This window comes from Variovorax sp. KBS0712 (assembly GCF_006323185.2).
Lineage (GTDB): Bacteria > Pseudomonadota > Gammaproteobacteria > Burkholderiales > Burkholderiaceae_C > Variovorax > Variovorax boronicumulans.
This window is the reverse complement of sequence record NZ_VCCD02000002.1, coordinates 584533-604200: the sequence shown is the minus strand read 5'-3', so window position 1 is coordinate 604200 and position 19668 is coordinate 584533. Positions and strand designations below refer to the sequence as shown.

Sequence of the window (19668 nt, the reverse complement as noted above, 5' to 3'; positions counted from 1 at the left end):
AGTCGCTCCCGCGCAGCCGTTAATTCCTTTTGCGGCACGCCCCATGACCGGAAGGCATGGGTGGTGCCGCGCGCCGCTCAGCGCGCCGTGATCTGCCCGAGTCCCAGCCGCGCGTAGACCGCGTCGGTCTGCCGCCGCAGCCGCAGCGATTCGGGCTGGCCGTTGAGCTGCTGCTGCAGCAGGCCTTGCGCGCCCGCGAGCGCGGACTCGGTGCCGGTGCGCACCAGCGCGTCGAGGTACAGCTGCTCGAACAGGTCGCGCTGCGCATGGCTGCCGCCGATCTCGATCATGCGCGGCAGCGCGACGCCCAGGCCCTCGACCGCACCCGCCACGTCGCCACGCGCATGGGCCACGAGGCCGCGTGCGGCCGGCACGCACACGCGCTGCCACGCGGCGCGCGTGGACGCCGGCGCCACGGGCGCGAAGGCCTCGATGTTGTGCAGCAGCACCTGCGCCTCGGGCCGGCCGGCGCGCGCCAGGCCGTAGAGGTACTGCAGGTCGAGAAAGGGCAGTACATGGTCGGCCTGGCGCTGCCGCAGGTGGTCGGCCACGTCGTCCCAGCGCGCACCGACGTCGATGCCCGCCAGCTCGAGCCGCGCGAGCAGCGACACGGCGCCGATCTGGTCCTGCGAATAGTCCTTCACCACGCCCCAGGCGTGCTCGTCGTACACCGCGAGCGCCTCGGCGTCGTGGCCCAGGTCGATGAGGAACAGCGCCACATGCCACCAGTTGTGCGTGACCATGAAGGAGTTGAGCCCGGTCCAGGTGTCGCTCACGCTTTGCATGAACGCCAGCCCCTCGGCCAGCCGGCCTTCGGTGAGCATCACGTGCGCCAGCGCATGGTGCGCCCAGGGCTCCTTGCGGCACAGGCCGATGGCGCGGCGCGCGCTGGCCTCGGCTTCGCGCAGCAGGTGGCACTGCTCGTAGCCGAAGGCCGCCATGCCGTGCACGTAGGGCACCTCGGCTGTGGCCGGCAGCGCCGCGAGCGCGAGCCGCAGCATGCCGGGGCAGTCGCCGGTGTTGAAGCAGTGGTACTGGCCCAGCTTCACCGACACCAGGTCGCGCGGATGCTCGCGCGCCTGCTCGGCATGCAGCGCGATGGCGTGCGCGATGTCGCCGTCGGCCCAGGCCTGGACGGCGGCGATGTAGCGCTGCTCGCGCGGCGTGGCGCGCGCCGCACCGGCGTGGGCCTTGTCGAGGAAGGGCTGCGCGTTGGCCGCGGCCTCGCGCGATTCGGCGAACAGGTGCAGCGTCGCGCAGTAGGCCTGCACGATCGGGCTGGCATCGCGTTCAGCCAGCGCCAGCAGGTTCACGGCGCGCGCCTCGGTCGAGAGAAAGCCCATGACGAAGTCGTCGACCAGCGCGAGGCTGGCGGTGTCGTCGAGCGTGAGCGGATTGCCGAGGCTGTCGGCGGCGTGCGGGGTTCCGTGGGAGGGCATGGCGGCATGGTGCCACGCCCCCGGCGTCTTTCAAGTCCCTCTGAGACGCCCTAGACACCCGCCTGCTGGTGGCGGTACTCCTGGGTCTGGCCGCCGTAGCCGTAGGCCGCGGCGCGCGCGTCGATCACGTGGACGTACGAGACCTCGTGCAGGTCGGGCCGCAGCCGGGCCATGGCCGCGTGCACCTCGCACAGGTAGCGCGCCTTCTCGGCCTTGGTGTTGGTCTCGTCGGTCACGCTGATGTCCAGGTGGAAGGCCGACTTGCCGAGCTCGGCCAGCGACTTGCCGCCGATGAACCAGCTGTCGGCGGCGATGTACTGCACCGTGACGGCGATGACCGGCAATGCCTTGCCGAGCACGCTCTGCGTGAGTTCGGCGACCGTGTCGACGGTCTTGCGGGTGAGGGCGGCGTCAGGCTGGCCGGAGAGGTGGACGACGATGTGGGGCATGGTGGACTCCTTTTTGCGTTGAAGAACCGGTGGTCGATGGGGTGATTGTGGGCGCCGCATAGCCATCGGAAAAGCGGGAAGATATGATGGAATCCATCGGATCAGCGAATGGATAGGCAGGCACCATGCAAGGCTTCGACCTCGAACAGTTGCGCACCCTGGTGGCGGTGGCCGACGCCGGCAGCCTCACGGCCGCGGCGCCGCGCGTGTACCTGTCGCAGTCGTCGGTGAGCGAGCAGATCCGCAAGCTCGAGGAGCGCGCCGGCCAGTCGCTGCTGACCCGCAGCAAGGCCGGCGTGGCGCCCACCGAGGCGGGCCTGCGGCTGCTGGGGCATGCGCGGCGCATCCTCGCGCTGAGCGACGAGGCCTTTCGCGACCTGCGCGGCGAAACCCTGCAGGGCGAGCTGCGGCTGGCCGTGACCGACTACTTCCGCCCCGGCGACCTCACCCGCCTGCTGGGCCGGCTCGGCGAGCGCTATCCGCAGGTGCGGCTGCACGTGACCATCCTGAAAAGCGACGCGCTGCGCACCGCCTACGCGCACGGCGATTTCGACGTGGGGCTGGCCATGAACATCGCGGGGGCCAATGCTGCAGCGAGCGGCAGCGGTGGGGTGCTGCGGCGCGAATCGCTGGCGTGGCTCGGCGCGACCGGCCTGCGCCTCGTGCGCGGCGAGCCGGTGCGGCTGCTGGCGCTGCCCGACACCTGTTCGCTGCACCAGTTCACCGTGTCCCTGCTGCGCCGCCGCCGCGTGCCCTACGTGCTGGCGCACGTGGCGTCAGGCGTGGCGGGCCTGCAGTCGGCCCTGGCCGCGGGCCTGGGCGTGGCCTGCCTCAACGAATCGGCGATCGGGGAGGGCATTGCACGGCTCGCACCGCCGCATGGGCTGCCGGCGCTGCCGCGCGTGGCGTTCCAGTGGCTGCCCGCGCGGCGGGGCGAGACCGCGTTCGTGACGCGGGCGCGAGAGATGCTGTCGTTGCAGCTGGCCTGAAGGCCGTGCTCAGACCTGCGGCCAGGGCCGCTGCACTTCCCGGATCTGCTCGAACGCACGCGCCACGCGCAGCACGCCGAGGTCGTCGAAGCGCTGCCCCGCAATCTGCAGCCCGATCGGCAGGCCGCCGGCCGAGTACCCGCAGTTCACCGACGCCGCCGGCTGCTCCGACATGTTGAACGGCACGGTGAAGCCGATGTGCTCCAGCGGCCGCAGCGGGTCGTTGGTGGGCGAGGGCGCCTCGGCCGCTGCCGGCATGTTGGGCGACACCGGCGAGATCACGTAGTCGAAGCGCGCGCAGGCGTTCACCGTGGTGACGCGCGTGGCGTGGAACTGGCTGAAGCTGCGGAACACGTGCTCGCCGCTGAACTCGGCAGCGCTCTCGGCCCATTCGCGGATGTAGGGCAGCACCTTGGTGCGCTGGTCGGGGCGCAGGGCCTTCAGGTCCACGAGCGAGCGCATGCGCCACAGGTGGTCCATGCCGTCGAGCAGGGCCTGCGACATGAAGGGCTGCATCGGCTCGACGGTGGCGCCGGCCTTTTCGAACAGGCGCGCCGCCTGCTCGACCGCGGCCTGGATCTCGGGTTCCACTGCGAGGCCGCAGCCGGCGTCCAGCAGCAGCCCGATGCGCAGGCCGCGCAGGTGGTCGGGCGCGACGTCGAACGCGGCCCAGTCGATGTCCTGCGCGGGCAGGCTCATGCTGTCGCGCGCGTCGGGCCGGGCCAGCGCCTGCATCATGAGCGCGGCGTCGCCGACGGTGCGCGTCATGGGGCCGGCGGCGCGGCCCATGTAGGGTGGGTCGATCGGGATGCGCCCCAGGCTGGGCTTGAGCGTGAAGATGCCGCACCAGCTGGCGGGCAGCCGCAGCGAGCCGCCGATGTCGGTGCCCAGGTGCAGCGGACCGTAGCCCGCCGCCGCGGCGGCACCGGCGCCAGCACTGGAACCGCCCGGCGTGCGGCTCAGGTCCCAGGGGTTGCGCGCCAGCGTGTGAAAGCTCGACAGCCCCGACGACAACATGCCGTAGTCGGGCATGGTGGTCTTGCTGACGATGACGGCGCCGGCCTCCTTCAGGCGCGCGGCCGGCGGCGCGTCGGCGGCGGCGGGCATGAGGTCGACGGCGGCGGTGCCCGCGGGCAGCGGGTCGCCGCGCGTGGCGATGTTTTCCTTGATCGTGGTCGGCACGCCGTCGAGCGGGCCGCGCGCGTCGCCGCGCTGCCAGCGCTGCTCCGAGGCGCGCGCCTGCTCCAGCGCGGCCTCGGGCCGGAACAGCCACGTGGCCTGCAGCCGGGGCTCGCAGTGCTCGATGCGCGCGATGACGGCGCGCGTCACCTCGACCGGCGACAGGCGCTTCTCGCGGTAGGCCGCGGAGAGCTCCTGCGCCGACAGGTCGCTCAACGAAGGCAGGGAAGGGTCAGGCACTGCGGGGCTCATCCCCACGACAGGGCCGACAGGTCGTTCACGAAGATCGGGTTCTCTTTCCAGAGGCCCTTGACGTTCTTCTTGGCCACGGTCGGGAACTGCGGCTGGTAGAGGAAGCCGTTGGCCGCGTCGGTGGCGAGCAGCTTCTGCGCCTCGCCCAGCAGCTTGTTGCGCTCCGCCGCGTTGCCGGTGGACTTGATCTTGTCGAACAGCGTGTCGAAGGCCTTCGACTGGTAGCCCCAGTAGTAGTCGGGCTTGGCGTAGTTGCCCAGGTCGAAGGGCTCGACGTGCGAAATGATCGACAGGTCGTAGTCCTTGTTGCCGTAGGTGCCGCTGAGCCACTGCGCCCACTCGACGTTCTGGATCTTCACGTTGATGCCGATCTTGGCGAGCTGGGCCACGATGACTTCGCCGCCCTGGCGCGCATACGGCGGCGGGGGCAGGGTCATGCGCAGCTCGAGCGGGGTCTTCACGCCGGCCTCGGCCAGCAGCTTCTTGGCCTTCTCGATGTCGAAGGGGTTGATGCCCGTGGTGTCGACATAGCCTGCGGCGCCCGGCACGTAGTGGCTGCCGATCGGCACGCCCAGGCCGTCGGCCGCGCCCTCGATGAAGGCCTTGCGGTCGATGGCCGCGAGGATGGCGCGGCGCACGCGCACGTCGTCGAGCGGCTTCTTCTTGTTGTTGATCGAGAGGATGGTCTTGGCGCGCGAACCGGCCAGGATGGTCTGGAACTGCGGGTTGTTGCGGAACTGCGGCACGGCGCGCGTGCCGATGCGCGTGAACACGTCCACGTCGCCCGAGAGCACGGCGGCGGCCTGCGCGGCGGTGTCCGAGATGAAGCGGAAGGTGACCTTGTTGATCTTGGCGACGGCGGGCGCGCGGAAGCCCTCCCACTTGCTCAGCGTGATCGACGAGCCCTTGGCCCAGTTGTCCAGCTTGTAGGGGCCGGTGCCGATCGGCTTGGTGGCGTTGCCCTCGGCGCTCTTGGGCTCGACGATGGCGGCCGTGGCCTGGCCCAGCACGAAGGGCAGGTCGGGGTCGATCTCCTTGTTGATGACCACGACCGTGTGCTCGTCGACCACCTGGGTGGCGAGGTTGGCGAAGGTGCGCTTGTCCTTGTTGGTGCTCTTCTCGCCGCCGGCGCGGTCGAAGGCGAACTTGACGGTGGACGCGTTGAAGGGCTCGCCGTTCTGGAACTTGACGCCCTTGCGCAGCTTGAAGGTGTAGGTTTTCAGGTCGGGCGAGATTTCCCAGCTCTCGGCCAGCAGCGGCGTGACACTGCCGTCGACGTTGATCTTGGTCAGTGTTTCCAGGATGTTGTACTGCACGACCTCGGCGATGGCGGCGGCGGCGCCGGTGGTCGGGTCCAGGCCCGGCGGCTCCAGGGCCATGCCGATCACGATGGCGTCCTTGCGGCCCTGCGCCATGCCGGCCAGCGGGGTGGCCAGGGCGACGGTGGCGCCGGCGGTGGTAAGGAGCGTGCGACGGTTCAACATACGGGGTGATCTCCGGAAAACGGTCAGTGTCGAATGACTGCTTCGGCGCGCACCGTGCCCCAGGGGGAAGCGCAGCGCCACGAAAGAAAGACACACAGCACGAAAGATGCCACGTGCAGCGGATCATTCTCTCGCAGCAGGCCCTCCGGTGCGCGCCGGCGCGGGCGGTTTTTCCTCGGGACGTTCCCGGATGGGCGAGCGATCTTGCGCGAAGCCAAGCGCTTGCGCCACCAGATGCTCATGACCGATCTGTCCGAGGCCGCGCCCCGGCGACTTCAGGCGGCGCGCAGCGTGCCGCCGGGCGGTGTGTGCAGCACCGCCGACAGCAGGGTGCGGGTGTACGGATGCTGCGCGTGATGGAACAGCTCGGCCGGCGGCCCCTGCTCCACGATCTGGCCCTTGAACACCACGCACACCTCGTCGCACAGGTGGTTGACCACGGCGAGGTCGTGGCTGATGAGCAGGTAGCTGATGCCGAACTGCTGCTGCAGGTCCTGCATGAGGTTGAGCACCTGGGCCTGCACCGAGACGTCGAGTGCGCTCACGGGCTCGTCGGCCACGATGAGCTTGGGCCGCGTGATGAGCGCGCGCGCGATGGCGATGCGCTGGCGTTGGCCGCCGGAGAACTCGTGCGGGTACTTGTCGAGGTCGGTGGTGCGCAGGCCCACGGCCGCGAGCGCTTCGGCGGCGCGTTCGCGCTGCTCGGCGCGGCGCGTTTCGGCCAGCGCTTCGAGCGGCTCGGCGACGATGCGCGCGACGGTCTGGCGCGGGTCGAGCGAGCCGTACGGATCTTGGAAGACCATCTGGAAGTCGCGCCGCGCGGTGCGCAGATCGGCCTTCGAGAGCGCGTGCAGGTTGCGGCCTTCGAGCGCGACGCTGCCCGAGGTGGGCGTGTCCAGTGCCATCACGAGGCGCGCGATGGTCGACTTGCCCGAGCCCGATTCGCCGACGATGCCCACGCTCTTGCCGGCCTGTACGTCGAAGCTCACGCCATTGAGCGCCTTCACGGTGGGCGGCGGGCCGAAGAGCTTTTCGCGCGGCAATGCGTAGTGCCGCACGAGGTCGGTCACCTGCAGCAGCGGGGTCGATGGATTCATGGCGCAACAGCCTGCGCGGCTGCAATTTCTTCAAGACGCATGCAGCGCACCGCGTGGTCCGGCGGCAGCACCGTGGCGGCCGGCCGCGTGGTGTGGCAGGCATCGACCGTGTACGCGCAGCGGCCCGCGAACGGGCAGCCCGGTGGCAGGTCGACCAGCTCGGGCACGCTGCCACGGATGGTCGCCAGGCGCAGCCCGCGCGGCGCGCCGATGGCGGGGCGCGCGGCGAACAGGCCTTGCGTGTAGGGGTGGGCGCGCTTGGCGAACACGGCGTCGGTGGGGCCGCTCTCGACCACGCTGCCGCCGTACATCACGAGCATCTTCGAGACCGTCTGCGAGATCACGCCGAGGTCGTGCGAGATCAGGATGAGCGCCATGCCGCGCTCGGCCACGAGGCCCTGGATGAGTTCCAGGATCTGCTTCTGGATCGTCACGTCGAGCGCGGTGGTCGGCTCGTCGGCGATCAGCAGGTCGGGCCCGCAGGCCAGCGCCATCGCGATACCGATGCGCTGGCGTTGCCCGCCCGAGAACTGGTGCGGATACGCATCGAGGCGCGAGGCGGCGTCGGGAATGCCGACGCGGTCGAGCAGCGCGAGCACTTCCTTGCGTGCCTCGGCTTTCGACAGCCCGCGGTGCAGCCGCAGCGGCTCGCCGACCTGGCGCACGATCGTGTGCACCGGGTTCAGCGCCGTCATCGGCTCCTGGAAGATCATGCCGATGCGGTTGCCGCGGATCTGGCACATGTCCTTTTCGTCGCGCCCGACCAGCTCGGTGCCGTCGAAGCGGATGCTGCCCGTGACCTTCGCGGTCGCGGGCAGCAGGCCCATGAGCGACATCACGGTGATCGACTTGCCGCAGCCCGACTCGCCGACGATGCCCAGCGTTTCGCCGCGCTCCAGCGAGAAGGAGATGCCGCGCACGGCTTCGGCCGGGCCGCGTTGCGTCTGCAGGCCGATGTGGAGGTCGTTGACTTCGAGAAGCGCCATGACGTGCTTGTTTACCTCGCGCGCGCCAGGCGCGGATCGAGCAGGTCGCGCAGGCCGTCGCCCATCAGGTTCAGGCCGAGCACCGCCAGGGCGATGGCCATGCCGGGGAACACCGCGAGCAGCGGCTGCTGGAACATGAGGGTCTGGGCTTCGCTGAGCATGCGGCCCCACGAGGGCTGCGGCGGTTGCGTGCCGAGGCCGAGGTACGACAGCGCCGCCTCGGCCAGGATGGCGATGGCGAAGCGGATGGTGATCTGCACGATCAGCACGGCGGAGATGTTGGGCAGCACGTGCTGCATCGTGATCGCGAAGCTGCCCTTGCCGCAGGCGCGGGCAGCAGCCACGTACTCGCGCGACCAGATCGCGTTGGCCGAGGCGCGCGTGATGCGTGCGAAGGTCGGGATGTTGTAGATGCCGATCGCGATGATGGCGTTGACGATGCCTGCACCGAACACGGCCGTCATCATGATGGCCGAGAGGATGGCGGGGAAGGCGAGCGTGAAGTCCGACAGGCGCATCACCGCTTCCTCGACCCAGCCGCGTCTCGCCGCAGCGAGCAGGCCCAGCGCGGTGCCGACCACAAGGCCGATGCCCACGGCGATCACGCCGACGAGGATGGAGGCGCGTGCGCCCACCAGCAGCAGCGAGGCCACGTCGCGCCCGAAGGCGTCGGTGCCGAGCCAGTGCGTGGCCGAAGGACCCTGCATCTTGTTCGCCATGTCCATCGCGTAGGGCGACCAGGGCGTCCAGACCAGGGAGAGCACGGCAGCGATCAGCAGCAGCAGGCTCAGCACGCCGCCGATCGCGAAGCTGCGGTGGTGCAGGGCGCGGCGCCAGAAGCCCGGCACCTTGAGCGCGACGGCGCTGGGAACGGTGGTCGTGCTCATACGTCGCTCGCCTTGATGCGCGGGTCGATCACGGCATACAGCACGTCGACCACGAAGTTCACGATGACGACCATCGCCGCGAGCAGCATCACGCAGTTGCGCACCACGATCAGGTCGCGGTTGCTGATGGCCTGGAAGATCAGCCGGCCCAGCCCCGGCAGGTAGAACACGTTCTCCACCACGATGGTGCCGGCCAGCAGTTCGGAGAACTGCATGCCCATGACGGTGATGACGGGGATCATCGCGTTGCGCAGCACGTGGGTCCACAGCACCATGCGCTGCGACACGCCCTTGGCGCGCGCGGTGCGCACGAAGTCCTCGCGCATCACCTCGAGCACGGCGGAGCGTGTGATGCGGGCGAGGATCGCCGCTTGCACCACGGCCAGCGACAAGGCCGGCAGCAGCAGCGATTTCAAACCCGCGAAGATGCCCTCACCCCAACCCTCGAAGCCGCCCGCGGAGAACCACTGCAACTGCACCGAGAACACGAGGATCAGCAGGATCGCGAACCAGAAGTTGGGAATGGCGATGCCGACCTGGGCCATGCCCATGAGGCCGACGTCGCCGAGCTTGTTGTGGCGTGCGGCGGCGGTGACACCGACGAGCAATGCGATGACGACGGTGAAGGCCATGGCCAGCACGGCCAGCGGCACGGTGAGGGCCAGGCGCTCCAGGATCAGGTCGATGACGGGCGAGCTGTAGGCATAGCTGTCACCGAGGTTGCCGGTGAGCAGGCCGCCGATCCAGTGCCAGTAGCGCGTCCACGCGGGCTGGTCCAGGCCGAGCTTGGTGGCCAGGGCGGCGACGGCGTCGGGAGAGGCGTCGGGGCCCATGAGCATCTGCGCGGCATTGCCGGGCAGGATCTCGAGGACGAGGAAAACGATGACCGAGGCGCCGATCAGGGTGCCGATCAGCGTGGCGATGCGCTTGAATAGAAACAGACTCATGGGGCGGGCCGCAGCATAACTGACTGGTGCAACAACCGTGCCTCGACTGTGAACTTTGTGGCTCCTCGCCGGACCGCCCTGACGCCGACGCGGGCTCCGCAAGGTCCGTGGCAGGGCGTTCGTCCGGTCCGCGGATAATCGGGGGATGGCCCTCATGATCACCGACGAATGCATCAACTGCGATGTCTGCGAGCCCGAGTGCCCGAACGATGCGATCTACATGGGCGCCGAGTTCTACGAGATCGATCCGCACAAGTGCACCGAGTGCGTCGGCCACTTCGACGAGCCGCAGTGCGTGCAGATCTGCCCGGTGGCCTGCATCCCGGTGAACCCGGACCATGTGGAGACCCGCGAGACGCTGATGCAGAAGTACGTGCGCCTCACGGCGGACAAGGCGGCAGCGCCAGCTTCGGATGCCGCCTCGCCGTCGTCGTCAGCCGGCGCCCTCTGAGCCGGGTTTCTTCTTCTTTTTCTTCTTGCCTGTGTCCTTCGGGGCCTCGTCGCCGCTCGAAGGACTGTTGAAGCGCGCGCTCGTCGGGCGGGGCTCGGCCGTGTGCTTGCGCTGGCGGGCCTGGGCGGCCTGTTCGGCGGGCGTGAGCGGTTGCGCGCTCGCGGCGAAGCGCCCCGCATCGAAGGTCGTGGGACTGCGCCGGCCGAGCGCCTCCCGCTCCTGCGACTCGCGGCTGCGTGCCAGCCGGCCCGCGCTGTGTTCGTTGCGGCGCGTGGCGTCTTCCGACGCCCTGCGGTCCGCATCGCTGCGCCGGTCGTCCACCTTCACGGTCCGCCCGCCTTCGCACGGCTGGTCGGAGTAGGTGTTGCCGCATCGCCAGGTCTGGGATGAGGCGCCCATGGATGTGGCGGAAAATGCTATTGAAAATATAGCAATTGCCGCTGTGCCGGCGGTCTTCTTGTTCTTCGTCGTCGTTCTTCTTTTTCTCATTTTTTGTTTGCTCTCCCTCCCTGCACTCCCGTGGCCGGCTAGGTGGCGGCAGGCGTCGTGCCTCCGTCGCCGGGCTCCCGCCTCGGCGGCTTGGGCCGCGGCGGTTTGCTCGTGTGAATCATCAGCGTGGCTTTTCCCATCTCGCCGGCCACCAGGGCGGGGGCGGCATGCAAGGTGCGCACGATGGCGTCTTCGATCGCTTCACGTTGTTCCTTGAGCGGCTTCTTGAGCACCCAGTTGACGACCTCCGACTTCACGCCGGGATGGCCGATGCCCAGCCGCAGGCGCCAGTAGTCGCCGGTGCCGAGCTGGGCGTGGATGTCGCGCAGGCCGTTGTGGCCCGCATGGCTGCCGCCGAACTTGAGCTTGGCCTGGCCGGGCACCACGTCGAGCTCGTCGTGCACCACGAGGATTTCGTCGGGCGCGATCTTGAAGAAGCGCGCCAGCGCAGCCACCGACTTGCCCGACAGGTTCATGAAGGTCTGCGGCTCCAGCAACCAGATGCTCTGGCCGCCGATGTTCGCGCGTGCCGCGAGGCCGTGGTAACCGCGCTCGGGCACGAGGTTGAGCTTCCAGTCGCGCGCGAGGGCGTCGATCCACCAGAAGCCGGCGTTGTGGCGCGTGGCTTCGTACTCAGGGCCCGGGTTTCCGAGGCCGACAAACAGCTTGATCATGGCGGGAATTATCTCGCCGCCCCACAAAGCAAAAGGCCCGCACGAGGCGGGCCTTCTGTTCGCGGACGGAAAGAAAGAGGATTACTTCTTCTTGGCCGTCTTGGCGGCGGGCTTGCCAGCGGCAGCAGCAGCGCCTTCGGCAGCAGCGCCTTCGGCGGCAGGTGCCGGCTCTTCCGAGACCAGCGGCGGCACGGCCGACACGATGACGGGGTTGGTCTTGCCGTGGCTCACGAACTTCACGCCCTTGGGCAGCTTGATGTCGTTGACGTGCAGCGTGGCGTTCTTCTTCAGGCCCGAGAGGTCGATCTCGATGAATTCAGGCAGATCGCTGGGCAGGCAGTTGATTTCCAGCTCGGTCATCACGTGGTTCACGAGGTTGTGATCCAGCTTGACGGCGTCGGACTCTTCTTCACCCTTGAAGTGAAGCGGCACCTTCATGTTCATGCGGGTCTTGGCATCGACGCGTTGGAAGTCGATGTGTTGCACCAGCTGGCGGAACGGGTGGTATTGCACGTCGCGCAGCAGCACCTTGGTGACGGCGCCGGCGAGGTCCATTTCGAGGATCGACGAGTGGAAGGCTTCCTTCTTCAGGGCGTGCCACAGCGCGTTGTGATCGATTTCGATCAGTTGCGGCTGGGTGTCACCACCGTAGACGATGCCCGGGGTCTTGCCCGTGATGCGGAGACGGCGGCTCGCACCCGTGCCCTGCTTTGCGCGCTCATAAGCGACGAATTTCATAACTAGCTCCTGTGAGAGTCCACCGCGACCAGTGCGACTCCGGTTCAAAAAGGCCTCCGAAGGAGGCCTGCTTTTTCGCTCTCAGCTCAGAACAGGTTGTCCTGGTCCGAGAACAAACTCATCACCGACTCGCCCTTGGCAATGCGCTGGATCGTTTCGGCGATCAGCGGTGCCACGGAGAGCTGGCGGATCTTTCCGCACGCGACGGCCGCATCGGAAAGAGGGATGGTGTTGGTGACGACCACTTCGTCCAGGGCCGTGCCCTTGGAGAGGCGCTCGATGGCCGGGCCCGAGAAGATCGGGTGCGTGCAGTAGGCGTACACGCTCTTGGCGCCGCGTTCCTTCAGCACTTCGGCCGCTTTGACCAGCGTGCCGGCGGTGTCGATCATGTCGTCCATGATCACGCAGTTGCGGCCGTCGATCTCGCCGATCACGTTCATGACTTCGCTGACGTTGGCCTTCGGGCGGCGCTTGTCGATGATGGCGAGGTCGCAGTTCAGTTGCTTGGCCAGTGCACGGGCGCGCACCACGCCGCCGACGTCGGGCGAGACCACGATCAGGTCTTCGTAGTTCTTCTGGCGCAGGTCGCCCAGCAGCACGGGCGAGGCGTAGATGTTGTCGACCGGAATGTCGAAGAAGCCCTGGATCTGGTCGGCGTGCAGGTCCATGGTGAGCACGCGCTCGACGCCCACGGTTTCCAGCAGGTTGGCGACCACCTTGGCCGAGATCGGCACGCGGCTCGAGCGCGGGCGGCGGTCCTGGCGGGCGTAGCCGAAGTAGGGAATCACGGCGCTGATCCGCTCGGCCGAGGCGCGCTTGAGCGCGTCGACCATGATCAGTAGTTCCATCAGGTTTTCGTTGGTCGGCGCGCAGGTCGACTGCACCACGAACACGTCGCGGGCACGGACGTTCTGGTTGATCTCGACGGTGACTTCGCCGTCGGAGAAGCGACCGACGCGTGCGGCGCCCAGCGAGGTGCCGAGGTTGTGCGCGATTTCTGCAGCAAGGCCGGGATTGGCGTTGCCGGTGAAAACCAAAAAGTCAGGGTGATTGGCCTGCATGAGCGCGTCCGGGCAGTGCAAATGGGCTTGCGGGAAAGCCGCCAAAGGTTTCGAGTCGTGGCGGCCTGTGTGGGCCGCCGATTATTGCAGCCGGTGGACTGCAAAAGAAGCACTGCGGCCATCAGGCCGCAGTTTGAGAGATTTGGCAGGGGAGAAAGGATTCGAACCTTTGCATGCTGGAATCAAAATCCAGTGCCTTAACCAGCTTGGCGACTCCCCTACACAGGTTGATGGTTTGCACCACCCACCGATATATGTCGCATCGAACCGCAGAGCGCTCCGATTATCTCTTCAGGCTGCCCATCCCCAGAGTGGATGAACTGCCAGATTGTCGCATTGTCGAACCTGCCATCCCCGGGGGGCTTCAAGCAGTTCCGCTTCCTGCGGCAATTGCGGCATCTTCGCGAACACCGAACTTCCGGAGCCGGTCATCCGGGCCTTCAAACCTTGCAGTCCGAGCCATTCGATGGCGTCGGTGACTGCGGGGCAAAGCCGTTGGGCAACCGGCTGCAGGTCGTTGTGACCGAAGTCGTAAACCCCGTTGCCGAGGTTTGTGGCTTCTAGCTGTTCGCTATCTGCAGCAAAGCCTGAGATTATAGCAACAGGAGTTGCCCGTTCCAAATCATCCGCAGAAAAAATTAATCGGGTATCGAGTCCCTCGGGTGGCTTGGCCACCACGAAGCGTGCCGGCGGCAGGTTCACGGGGGTGATTTCCTCGCCGATGCCCTCGACCCAGGCGTTGCGTCCACCGAGGAAGAAAGGCACATCCGCACCCAGCTTCAGCCCGATCTGCGCCAGGCGCGACAGCGGTAGGTTCAGGTTCCAGAGGCGGTTGAGCGCGAGCAGGCAGGTGGCCGCGTCCGACGACCCGCCGCCCATGCCGGCCTGCGCCGGCACGTGCTTGGCGATGCCGATGTGCGCGCCCTGGCCCGGTGCGGCATGCGCCTGCAGCGCACGGGCGGCGCGCAGTACGAGATCGTCGGCCGGCAGCGGCGTGGTGAGGTCTTCGCGGCTCAGTTGGCCATCGTTGCGCAGTTCGACGTGCAGCGTGTCGCACCAGTCGATCAGCATGAAGACCGACTGCAGCAGGTGGTAGCCGTCGTCGCGCCGCCCGGTGATGTGCAGGAACAGATTCAGCTTGGCCGGCGCGGGAAGGTCGTAGATCGCCTTCATGAGCGTTCGAACACGATGCGCAGGTCTGCCCGTGGCGCAGGGGATTCGCGGGTGGCCTGCAGCTTGCCGTTCGACAGCTGGCCCAGATCGGCGCGCCAGCCGGGCACGGGGTCGGCGCGGCCGTCGAGCCAGCCGAACAGCGCGCCCACCGGAATGGCGGCGCCGGTAGCGGCTTCGATCAGCGCGTCGACGGAGTCGTAGCGGCGGGTCTCGCTGCCGTTCTTCAGCAGGGCTTCACCCGGCGCCCAGTGCAGCTGGGCCAGCGTGCTGCCGATGGGCGTGGTCAGCGTCAGGTCGCCGGTTTCGGCCGAGCCACGCAGCTCGAACAGGGCGGCAAAGGTCTGGACCGGTTCGCTGTCGATGCGCAGCGACATGCGCCCGCTCCAGCTGGCCGATCGCCCGGACGCAGCGGCCGGGCCGCCCGAGAGCTGGGCGCAGCCCGAGAGCCACAGCAGCAGTGCGCCGCCGCCCGTGCCCAGCGCCGCGCGGCGGGTGAAGGACTCATTGCCCCGCGCGGGAGCCGTGTGCGTGATCGATGCCATTCAGGGTTTGACGCGCAGGCGCTTGAGGGTTTCCTGCAGCGTCTCGTTCTCGGCGTCCGTCAGCAGCGATTCTTTCCAGATAGCGACCGCGCGGTCCTTCTGGCCGACCGACCACAGGACTTCGCCGAAATGCGCGCCGATCTCGGGGTCGGGCCGCGACTTGTAGGCTGCCTCGAGGATGCGGATCGCCTCCGCCGTGTTGCCGAGCCGGAACTCGACCCAGCCCAGGCTGTCGGCAATGAACGGGTCTTCGGGCGCGAGCTGCACCGCCTTCTGGATGAGCGTGCGGGCCTCGTCGAGCCGGATCTTGCGATCGGCAAAGGAGTAGCCCAGCGCGTTGTAGGCGTTCTGGCTCTCGGGCTTGAGCGTCATGAGGCGGCGCAGCAGCCGCTCCATGTCGTCCAGGCGATTGAGCTTCTCGGCCATCATGGCCTGGTCGTAGACGAGGTCGCCGTCGTCCGGCGCGGCGGCCGAGGCCTGGGCCAGCAGGTCGTAGGCGGCCTGGTATTGCTTGGCTTCGCGCAGCAGCTGGGTTTCGGCCAGCAGTTTCTGCTTGCGTTCCTCCGCCGTGCGCTCGGGCAGCGCGCGCAGCAGCTCGCGGGCCTGGGGCAGCTTGCCCTGCTTCGCGAGCAGGCTGGCGCGACGGCCCTGGATGGCGCTCTGGTTGTCCGCGCTGTCGATGCGTGTGATCCAGCGGTCGGCCGCCTGGAAATCCTTGCGCCGCTCGGCCAGCTGCGAGAGCACGAGATACGCCTGCGTCAGCCCGCGCTTGCGGTCGGCGACGTCGCCGGCGTCCTGGCTCTGGCCTGGTGCCGTCATCAGGTCGACGTAGCGCTTGAGCGAAGTTTCGGCCGCCGCCTCCTGGCGGGCCTGCATCTGCAGGCTGCCGAGCAGCAGCCAGGGCTCCGCCAGCTCGGGGCGTGCGGCGGTCAGGGTCTGCAGCTGCGTGCTGGCGTCGCTGAAGCGGCGGTTCTCGACCAGCGTGCGTGCGTACGCGATGCGCAGGTCGGGCGAGGCCTTGGGGTTGTTGGCGAGGTAGCGCGTGACGATCGGCTCGGCCAGCGGCTGGCCCGGGTCGATGAGCTCGAGCGCCAGCGCCGAGGGCGCCTCGGACGACGGATCGATGGCCTGCCCCTTGCGCGCGGCGTCCAGCGCCCCCGAGGGGTCGCCAGCGTTCAGGCGCAGCCGGCCCACGGTGGCCCAGGCCAGTCCGCCGGTCGTGGGGCTCTTGAGTTCGTCGACCAGCGCCTGCTCGACCACCGAGGCGGCGAGCTTCTTGTCGGCGGCGCGGCCGTAGGTGCGCGCGATCACCGCCATCAGCAGGGGGCGCTCGATCTGCGAGGTGGCGGCCACTTCGGCGCGCAGCGGTTCGACGGTTTCGCTGATGCGGTTCAGTGCGATCAGGATCTGCAGCTCGATGCGCCGGGCATCGCGCGAATTGGGCAGTGCTTCCTGCCAGGCGCGTGCCGCGGAAATGGCGGCGTCGCCCGAGCGCGACTGCAGCGCAATTTCGACCGCGCGCTGGAACAGCTTGCCGTCGCGCAGGCGCCGGGCGGCGTCGAGCACCAGCGAATAGCCGGAGCCGGGGTCGCCCGAGCGGGCGGTGATCTCGCCCATGAGGATTTCGTAGAACAGGTCGGCCGTCAGCGCCGACGGCTGCGCGGCTTCGGCGGCCGGCTTGGCGGCCGCAGGGGTCGTCCGGGGGCGCACCGGCGGCTTCGGCGGTGCCGTGCGCTCGATGGCGGGAGGCGGGTTGCCGGCGGCGGTGGGTTCAAGAGACTGTGCGTGCGTTGTGTAGGCAAGCAGCACGAGAGACGCGGCCGCCGCAAGGCGGTGACGGCGGGGCGATGGGTTCATCTGACCATAATAATCCAGCCATTTGAACGAGCGCCGCCTGGGGCTTCGTCGCTGCCGGAGTTTTACTTTTCATGCCTGAACTACCCGAAGTCGAAGTCACCCGGCGCGGCTTTGCCGACCGCATCGCCGGCGCGCGCATCGAGTCCGTGCGCATCGGCAAGCCGCTGCGCTGGGCGCTGATGGTGGTGCCGCAGGCGCTGGTCGGGCGCCGCGTGCGCGAGGTGCGCCGTCGCGGCAAGTACCTGCTCATCGACCTGGACCGCGGGCTGCTGCTGCTGCACCTGGGCATGTCGGGCAGCCTGCGTTTCGACATCCACCTGCCGGAGCCCGGCGTGCACGACCACTTCGACCTCGTCACCGAACTCGGGACCCTGCGGCTGAACGACCCGCGCCGCTTCGGCGCCGTGGTCTACGTGGACGATGAAGAGGCGCCCTGGGCCCTCAAGCTGCTCGGCGGACTGGGCATGGAGCCGCTGGGCGATGCCTTCGACCTCGACGCCTTCCATGCCGGGCTGAAGAAACGCCGCACGGCCATCAAGCAGGTGCTGCTCGCGGGCGACGTGGTGGTGGGCGTGGGCAACATCTACGCGTCGGAGGCGCTGTTCATCGCCGGCATCCGCCCGACCCTGTCGGCCGCGCGCATCAGCCGGCCGCGCGCGGCGAAGCTGCATGCGGCGGTGCGGGACATCCTGGCGCGGGCGGTGGAGAAGGGCGGCAGCACCTTGCGCGACTTCTCGAACGTGGACGGGCAAAGTGGCTACTTCCAGCTCGAAGCGACCGTCTACGGCCGCGCGGGCGAGCCGTGCCGGGTGTGCGGCACGCCGATCCGGCAACTGAAACAGGGGCAGCGCTCTACTTTTTACTGCCCCCATTGCCAGAAATCCTAGGGAAGGCGGGCCCCGTGGCGGCTGCTTCGGGGCAAACTCCTGCCGGTACCCCGTTCGCCATGCGGCGATGTTATATTTGTAAATTCTTACTTACATCTTTCCCTTGAGCCGCTCTTTCAACCAACAGCTCGATCAGCACGGCGCCTGGCGGAGCAACTTCGCCCGCCGCCTTCAGTGGCTGTCCCGTTGGCTGACCGACAACGAGCTGCTCGACCAGGCCGTGGCCGAACGGCTGCGCGCCCTCGAAGACCAGATCCGCACCAGCAAGGTCATGGTGGCCTTCGTGGCCGAGTTCTCGCGCGGCAAGTCGGAACTGATCAACGCGATCTTCTTTGCCGGCTACGGCCGGCGGATCATGCCGGCCAGCGCCGGGCGCACCACGATGTGCCCGACCGAGCTGGGCTACGACGCCGCACTGGCGCCCAAGCTGCGCCTGCTGCCCATCGAAACCCGCCTGGAGCCGCACTCGCTCGCCCACTGGCGCGAGCGGCCCACGCGCTGGACCGAGTTGCCCATCGAGGTGGGCGACGCCGAGCAACTGGCCCGCGCCATGGGCAAGGTGGCCGAAGTCCGCTGGGTGAGCAAGGACGAAGCCCGCGCGCTCGGCTTCTGGAACCCCGAGACGCCCGACGACAACCCGGTGCAGGACGCCGAAGGCCGCGTCGAGATTCCCCGCTGGCGCCATGCGGTGCTGAACATGCCGCATCCGCTGCTCGAGCAGGGCCTCGTGATCCTCGACACGCCCGGCCTGAATGCGATCGGTGCCGAGCCCGAACTCACCGTGAGCCTGATCCCGCAGGCGCATGCCGTGGTCTTCATCCTGGGCGCCGAAACCGGCGTGACCCGCTCTGACCTGTCGATCTGGCGCGAGCACCTGATCACCGGCGACGACAGCCACGACACGCGCTTCGTGGTGCTCAACAAGATCGACACGCTGTGGGACACGCTGAGCACCCCGACGCAGATCGCGCAGCAGATCGAGCGCCAGCGCGAAGGCGCGGCCCGGCTGCTCGAGGTGCCGCTGGCGCAGGTGCTGCCGGTGTCGGCGCAGAAGGGGCTGCAGGCCAAGATCGGTCACGACGCGGCCCTGCTCGACGCCAGCCGGCTGCCGGCGCTCGAGGCGCTGCTTGGCGAAGGCGTGCTCGGCAAGCGAGAGACCATGCTGCGGCTGGCGGTCGATGCCGGCATGACCGCGCTGCGCACCGAGGCCGAGCGCCTGCTGAAGGTGCGTCAGCGCGACCTGTCGGAGCAGGCGCTCGAACTGCAGGGCCTGCGCGGCAAGAACGTGTCGGTGATCCGCCACATGCGTGCGCGCATCGACCAGGAACATGCTGAATTCGAGGGCAGCAACACCCGCATCCTGGCGCTGCGCTCGGTACAGGGCAAGCTGCTGCGCGAGGTGTACGCGGTGCTCGGGCGCACGGCGCTCAAGGCCGACATGGTCAAGCTGGCCGCGGCGCTCAAGCGTCCCGGCGTCAAGTTCAACGTGCGCAAGGTGTACGGCGAAACCTTCGATGCGCTGCGCAACAACCTGCGCGAAGTGCAGGCGACCACGGCCGAGATCCAGTCGATGCTGCACGCCACCTTCCGCCAGCTCAACGCCGAGCAGGGCTTCACGCTACAGGCGCCGGCCGAACCCGACCTGAGCGGCTTTGAGCAGGAGCTGGGCCAGATCGAGCGCAGCCACATCCACTACCTGGGCGTGGGCAACCTGATCAAGCTCGCGCAGGCCGACTTCTGCGACAAGCTGGTGCGTGCGCTGGCCAGCCGGTTGCGGCTGGTCAACGAAGCCGCCATGACCGAGGTCGAGCGCTGGAGCAAGGGCGCCAGCGCGCAGATCGATGCGCAGCTCAAGGAGCGCCGCCGCAATTTCAGCAAGCGCATCGAGGCGATCGAACGCATCCAGAACGCCGCGGGCAGCCTCGACGACCGGCTGGCCGAGATCGCCGCGCAAGAAAGCCACCTGGCCGCGCTGCAGGAGCGGCTGCACGAGTTCACCTCGCTGATCGCGCAGCACGGCAGCCAGCCGCCTGTCGCGGCCGCCGCCATCGCGGGCGAGCAACTGCGTGCGGCCTGAGCGCAACGCC

19 protein-coding genes and 1 tRNA gene are annotated in these 19668 nt (G+C 68.5%); 4 read left to right on the top strand and 16 right to left on the bottom strand.

The window, feature by feature from the left end; all coding sequences use genetic code 11:
• Nucleotides 1-77: 77 nt before the first annotated feature.
• Together FFI97_RS19735 and FFI97_RS19730 are read right to left on the bottom strand one after the other, a co-directional pair.
• Nucleotides 78-1439, bottom strand: coding sequence for a tetratricopeptide repeat protein (locus tag FFI97_RS19735; RefSeq protein WP_139706429.1), 1362 nt, complete (start codon nucleotides 1437-1439; stop codon nucleotides 78-80).
• 50 nt (nucleotides 1440-1489) lie between these two features.
• Nucleotides 1490-1888, bottom strand: coding sequence for a tautomerase family protein (locus FFI97_RS19730; RefSeq protein ID WP_139706427.1), 399 nt, complete (start codon nucleotides 1886-1888; stop codon nucleotides 1490-1492).
• A gap of 125 nt (nucleotides 1889-2013) precedes the next feature.
• Here FFI97_RS19730 and FFI97_RS19725 point away from each other — a divergent pair, with 125 nt between their 5' ends.
• Nucleotides 2014-2877, top strand: coding sequence for a LysR family transcriptional regulator (locus tag FFI97_RS19725; protein WP_139706425.1), 864 nt, complete (start codon nucleotides 2014-2016; stop codon nucleotides 2875-2877).
• A gap of 9 nt (nucleotides 2878-2886) precedes the next feature.
• Here the strand turns inward: FFI97_RS19725 and FFI97_RS19720 are convergent, their stop codons facing one another.
• The 6 genes from FFI97_RS19720 to FFI97_RS19690 all read right to left on the bottom strand — a co-directional run bounded on the left by FFI97_RS19720 (nucleotide 2887) and on the right by FFI97_RS19690 (nucleotide 9709).
• On the bottom strand, nucleotides 2887-4281 hold the full coding sequence (locus FFI97_RS19720; protein ID WP_409574645.1) for an amidase: 1395 nt from the start codon (nucleotides 4279-4281) through the stop codon (nucleotides 2887-2889).
• Between the two features lie 23 nt (nucleotides 4282-4304).
• The gene (locus tag FFI97_RS19715; RefSeq protein WP_139706421.1) at nucleotides 4305-5792 is read right to left on the bottom strand and encodes an ABC transporter substrate-binding protein; all 1488 of its coding nucleotides are present in this window, start codon (nucleotides 5790-5792) and stop codon (nucleotides 4305-4307) included.
• A 275-nt stretch (nucleotides 5793-6067) separates the two neighbouring features.
• On the bottom strand, nucleotides 6068-6889 hold the full coding sequence (locus FFI97_RS19705; protein WP_144004488.1) for an ATP-binding cassette domain-containing protein: 822 nt from the start codon (nucleotides 6887-6889) through the stop codon (nucleotides 6068-6070).
• On the bottom strand, nucleotides 6886-7875 hold the full coding sequence (locus FFI97_RS19700; RefSeq protein ID WP_139702587.1) for an ABC transporter ATP-binding protein: 990 nt from the start codon (nucleotides 7873-7875) through the stop codon (nucleotides 6886-6888). Before FFI97_RS19700 ends, FFI97_RS19705 begins: the two co-directional genes overlap by 4 nt.
• Nucleotides 7876-7886: 11 nt before the next feature.
• Nucleotides 7887-8762, bottom strand: a complete 876-nt coding sequence (locus FFI97_RS19695) for an ABC transporter permease (protein WP_062481348.1) — start codon at nucleotides 8760-8762, stop codon at nucleotides 7887-7889.
• On the bottom strand, nucleotides 8759-9709 hold the full coding sequence (locus FFI97_RS19690) for an ABC transporter permease (RefSeq protein WP_139702588.1): 951 nt from the start codon (nucleotides 9707-9709) through the stop codon (nucleotides 8759-8761). The genes FFI97_RS19695 and FFI97_RS19690 overlap by 4 nt, the downstream gene beginning before the upstream one ends.
• A 145-nt stretch (nucleotides 9710-9854) precedes the next feature.
• Between FFI97_RS19690 and FFI97_RS19685 the strand changes: the two genes are divergently transcribed.
• Nucleotides 9855-10160 (top strand): YfhL family 4Fe-4S dicluster ferredoxin, encoded by a 306-nt coding sequence (locus FFI97_RS19685; protein WP_095949170.1) that lies wholly within the window; start codon nucleotides 9855-9857, stop codon nucleotides 10158-10160.
• On the opposite strand, the gene FFI97_RS19680 is transcribed toward FFI97_RS19685, so the two are convergent.
• The 8 genes from FFI97_RS19680 to FFI97_RS19645 all read right to left on the bottom strand — a co-directional run bounded on the left by FFI97_RS19680 (nucleotide 10143) and on the right by FFI97_RS19645 (nucleotide 16694).
• The gene (locus tag FFI97_RS19680) at nucleotides 10143-10559 is read right to left on the bottom strand and encodes a hypothetical protein (protein WP_260685061.1); all 417 of its coding nucleotides are present in this window, start codon (nucleotides 10557-10559) and stop codon (nucleotides 10143-10145) included. The genes FFI97_RS19685 and FFI97_RS19680 overlap by 18 nt on opposite strands.
• Nucleotides 10560-10687: 128 nt before the next feature.
• Entirely contained in the window at nucleotides 10688-11323 is a 636-nt protein-coding gene (gene pth, locus FFI97_RS19675) for an aminoacyl-tRNA hydrolase (RefSeq protein ID WP_139702590.1), read from the bottom strand.
• An 81-nt stretch (nucleotides 11324-11404) separates the two neighbouring features.
• Entirely contained in the window at nucleotides 11405-12061 is a 657-nt protein-coding gene (locus FFI97_RS19670) for a 50S ribosomal protein L25/general stress protein Ctc (RefSeq protein WP_062476274.1), read from the bottom strand.
• 86 nt (nucleotides 12062-12147) lie between these two features.
• Nucleotides 12148-13122 carry a ribose-phosphate pyrophosphokinase gene (locus tag FFI97_RS19665; RefSeq protein ID WP_062476346.1) on the bottom strand — a complete coding sequence of 325 codons (975 nt, stop codon included), beginning with the start codon at nucleotides 13120-13122 and terminating at the stop codon, nucleotides 12148-12150.
• Between the two features lie 143 nt (nucleotides 13123-13265).
• Nucleotides 13266-13342: transfer RNA gene (locus FFI97_RS19660), tRNA-Gln, on the bottom strand.
• 71 nt (nucleotides 13343-13413) lie between these two features.
• Nucleotides 13414-14295, bottom strand: coding sequence for a 4-(cytidine 5'-diphospho)-2-C-methyl-D-erythritol kinase (ispE, locus tag FFI97_RS19655; RefSeq protein WP_070061996.1), 882 nt, complete (start codon nucleotides 14293-14295; stop codon nucleotides 13414-13416).
• A complete protein-coding gene (locus FFI97_RS19650) occupies nucleotides 14292-14837 on the bottom strand; it encodes a lipoprotein insertase outer membrane protein LolB (RefSeq protein ID WP_139702591.1) in 546 nt (181 codons plus the stop codon). Before FFI97_RS19650 ends, ispE begins: the two co-directional genes overlap by 4 nt.
• Complete coding sequence (locus FFI97_RS19645) at nucleotides 14838-16694, bottom strand: tetratricopeptide repeat protein (protein ID WP_139702592.1); 1857 nt, start codon at nucleotides 16692-16694, stop codon at nucleotides 14838-14840.
• A gap of 71 nt (nucleotides 16695-16765) precedes the next feature.
• On the opposite strand from FFI97_RS19645, the gene mutM reads away from it, so the two are divergent.
• Complete coding sequence (mutM, locus tag FFI97_RS19640; protein WP_139702593.1) at nucleotides 16766-17581, top strand: bifunctional DNA-formamidopyrimidine glycosylase/DNA-(apurinic or apyrimidinic site) lyase; 816 nt, start codon at nucleotides 16766-16768, stop codon at nucleotides 17579-17581.
• A 103-nt stretch (nucleotides 17582-17684) separates the two neighbouring features.
• Nucleotides 17685-19658 carry a dynamin family protein gene (locus FFI97_RS19635; RefSeq protein WP_139702594.1) on the top strand — a complete coding sequence of 658 codons (1974 nt, stop codon included), beginning with the start codon at nucleotides 17685-17687 and terminating at the stop codon, nucleotides 19656-19658.
• The last annotated feature ends 10 nt before the right edge of the window (nucleotides 19659-19668 follow it).

Bases quoted from the DNA above. Each gene is read 5' to 3' on its own strand.
- FFI97_RS19715 (WP_139706421.1), bottom strand. From the start codon at position 5,792: ATGTTGAACCGTCGCACGCTCCTTACCACCGCCGGCGCCACCGTCGCC.
- FFI97_RS19645 (WP_139702592.1), bottom strand. From the start codon at position 16,694: ATGAACCCATCGCCCCGCCGTCACCGCCTTGCGGCGGCCGCGTCTCTC.
- FFI97_RS19735 (WP_139706429.1), bottom strand. From the start codon at position 1,439: ATGCCCTCCCACGGAACCCCGCACGCCGCCGACAGCCTCGGCAATCCG.
- FFI97_RS19685 (WP_095949170.1), top strand. From the start codon at position 9,855: ATGGCCCTCATGATCACCGACGAATGCATCAACTGCGATGTCTGCGAG.
- pth (WP_139702590.1), bottom strand. From the start codon at position 11,323: ATGATCAAGCTGTTTGTCGGCCTCGGAAACCCGGGCCCTGAGTACGAA.
- FFI97_RS19730 (WP_139706427.1), bottom strand. From the start codon at position 1,888: ATGCCCCACATCGTCGTCCACCTCTCCGGCCAGCCTGACGCCGCCCTC.
- FFI97_RS19665 (WP_062476346.1), bottom strand. From the start codon at position 13,122: ATGCAGGCCAATCACCCTGACTTTTTGGTTTTCACCGGCAACGCCAAT.
- FFI97_RS19650 (WP_139702591.1), bottom strand. From the start codon at position 14,837: ATGGCATCGATCACGCACACGGCTCCCGCGCGGGGCAATGAGTCCTTC.
- FFI97_RS19680 (WP_260685061.1), bottom strand. From the start codon at position 10,559: ATGGGCGCCTCATCCCAGACCTGGCGATGCGGCAACACCTACTCCGAC.
- FFI97_RS19695 (WP_062481348.1), bottom strand. From the start codon at position 8,762: ATGAGCACGACCACCGTTCCCAGCGCCGTCGCGCTCAAGGTGCCGGGC.
- FFI97_RS19705 (WP_144004488.1), bottom strand. From the start codon at position 6,889: ATGAATCCATCGACCCCGCTGCTGCAGGTGACCGACCTCGTGCGGCAC.
- FFI97_RS19690 (WP_139702588.1), bottom strand. From the start codon at position 9,709: ATGAGTCTGTTTCTATTCAAGCGCATCGCCACGCTGATCGGCACCCTG.
- mutM (WP_139702593.1), top strand. From the start codon at position 16,766: ATGCCTGAACTACCCGAAGTCGAAGTCACCCGGCGCGGCTTTGCCGAC.
- FFI97_RS19670 (WP_062476274.1), bottom strand. From the start codon at position 12,061: ATGAAATTCGTCGCTTATGAGCGCGCAAAGCAGGGCACGGGTGCGAGC.
- FFI97_RS19725 (WP_139706425.1), top strand. From the start codon at position 2,014: ATGCAAGGCTTCGACCTCGAACAGTTGCGCACCCTGGTGGCGGTGGCC.
- ispE (WP_070061996.1), bottom strand. From the start codon at position 14,295: ATGAAGGCGATCTACGACCTTCCCGCGCCGGCCAAGCTGAATCTGTTC.
- FFI97_RS19700 (WP_139702587.1), bottom strand. From the start codon at position 7,875: ATGGCGCTTCTCGAAGTCAACGACCTCCACATCGGCCTGCAGACGCAA.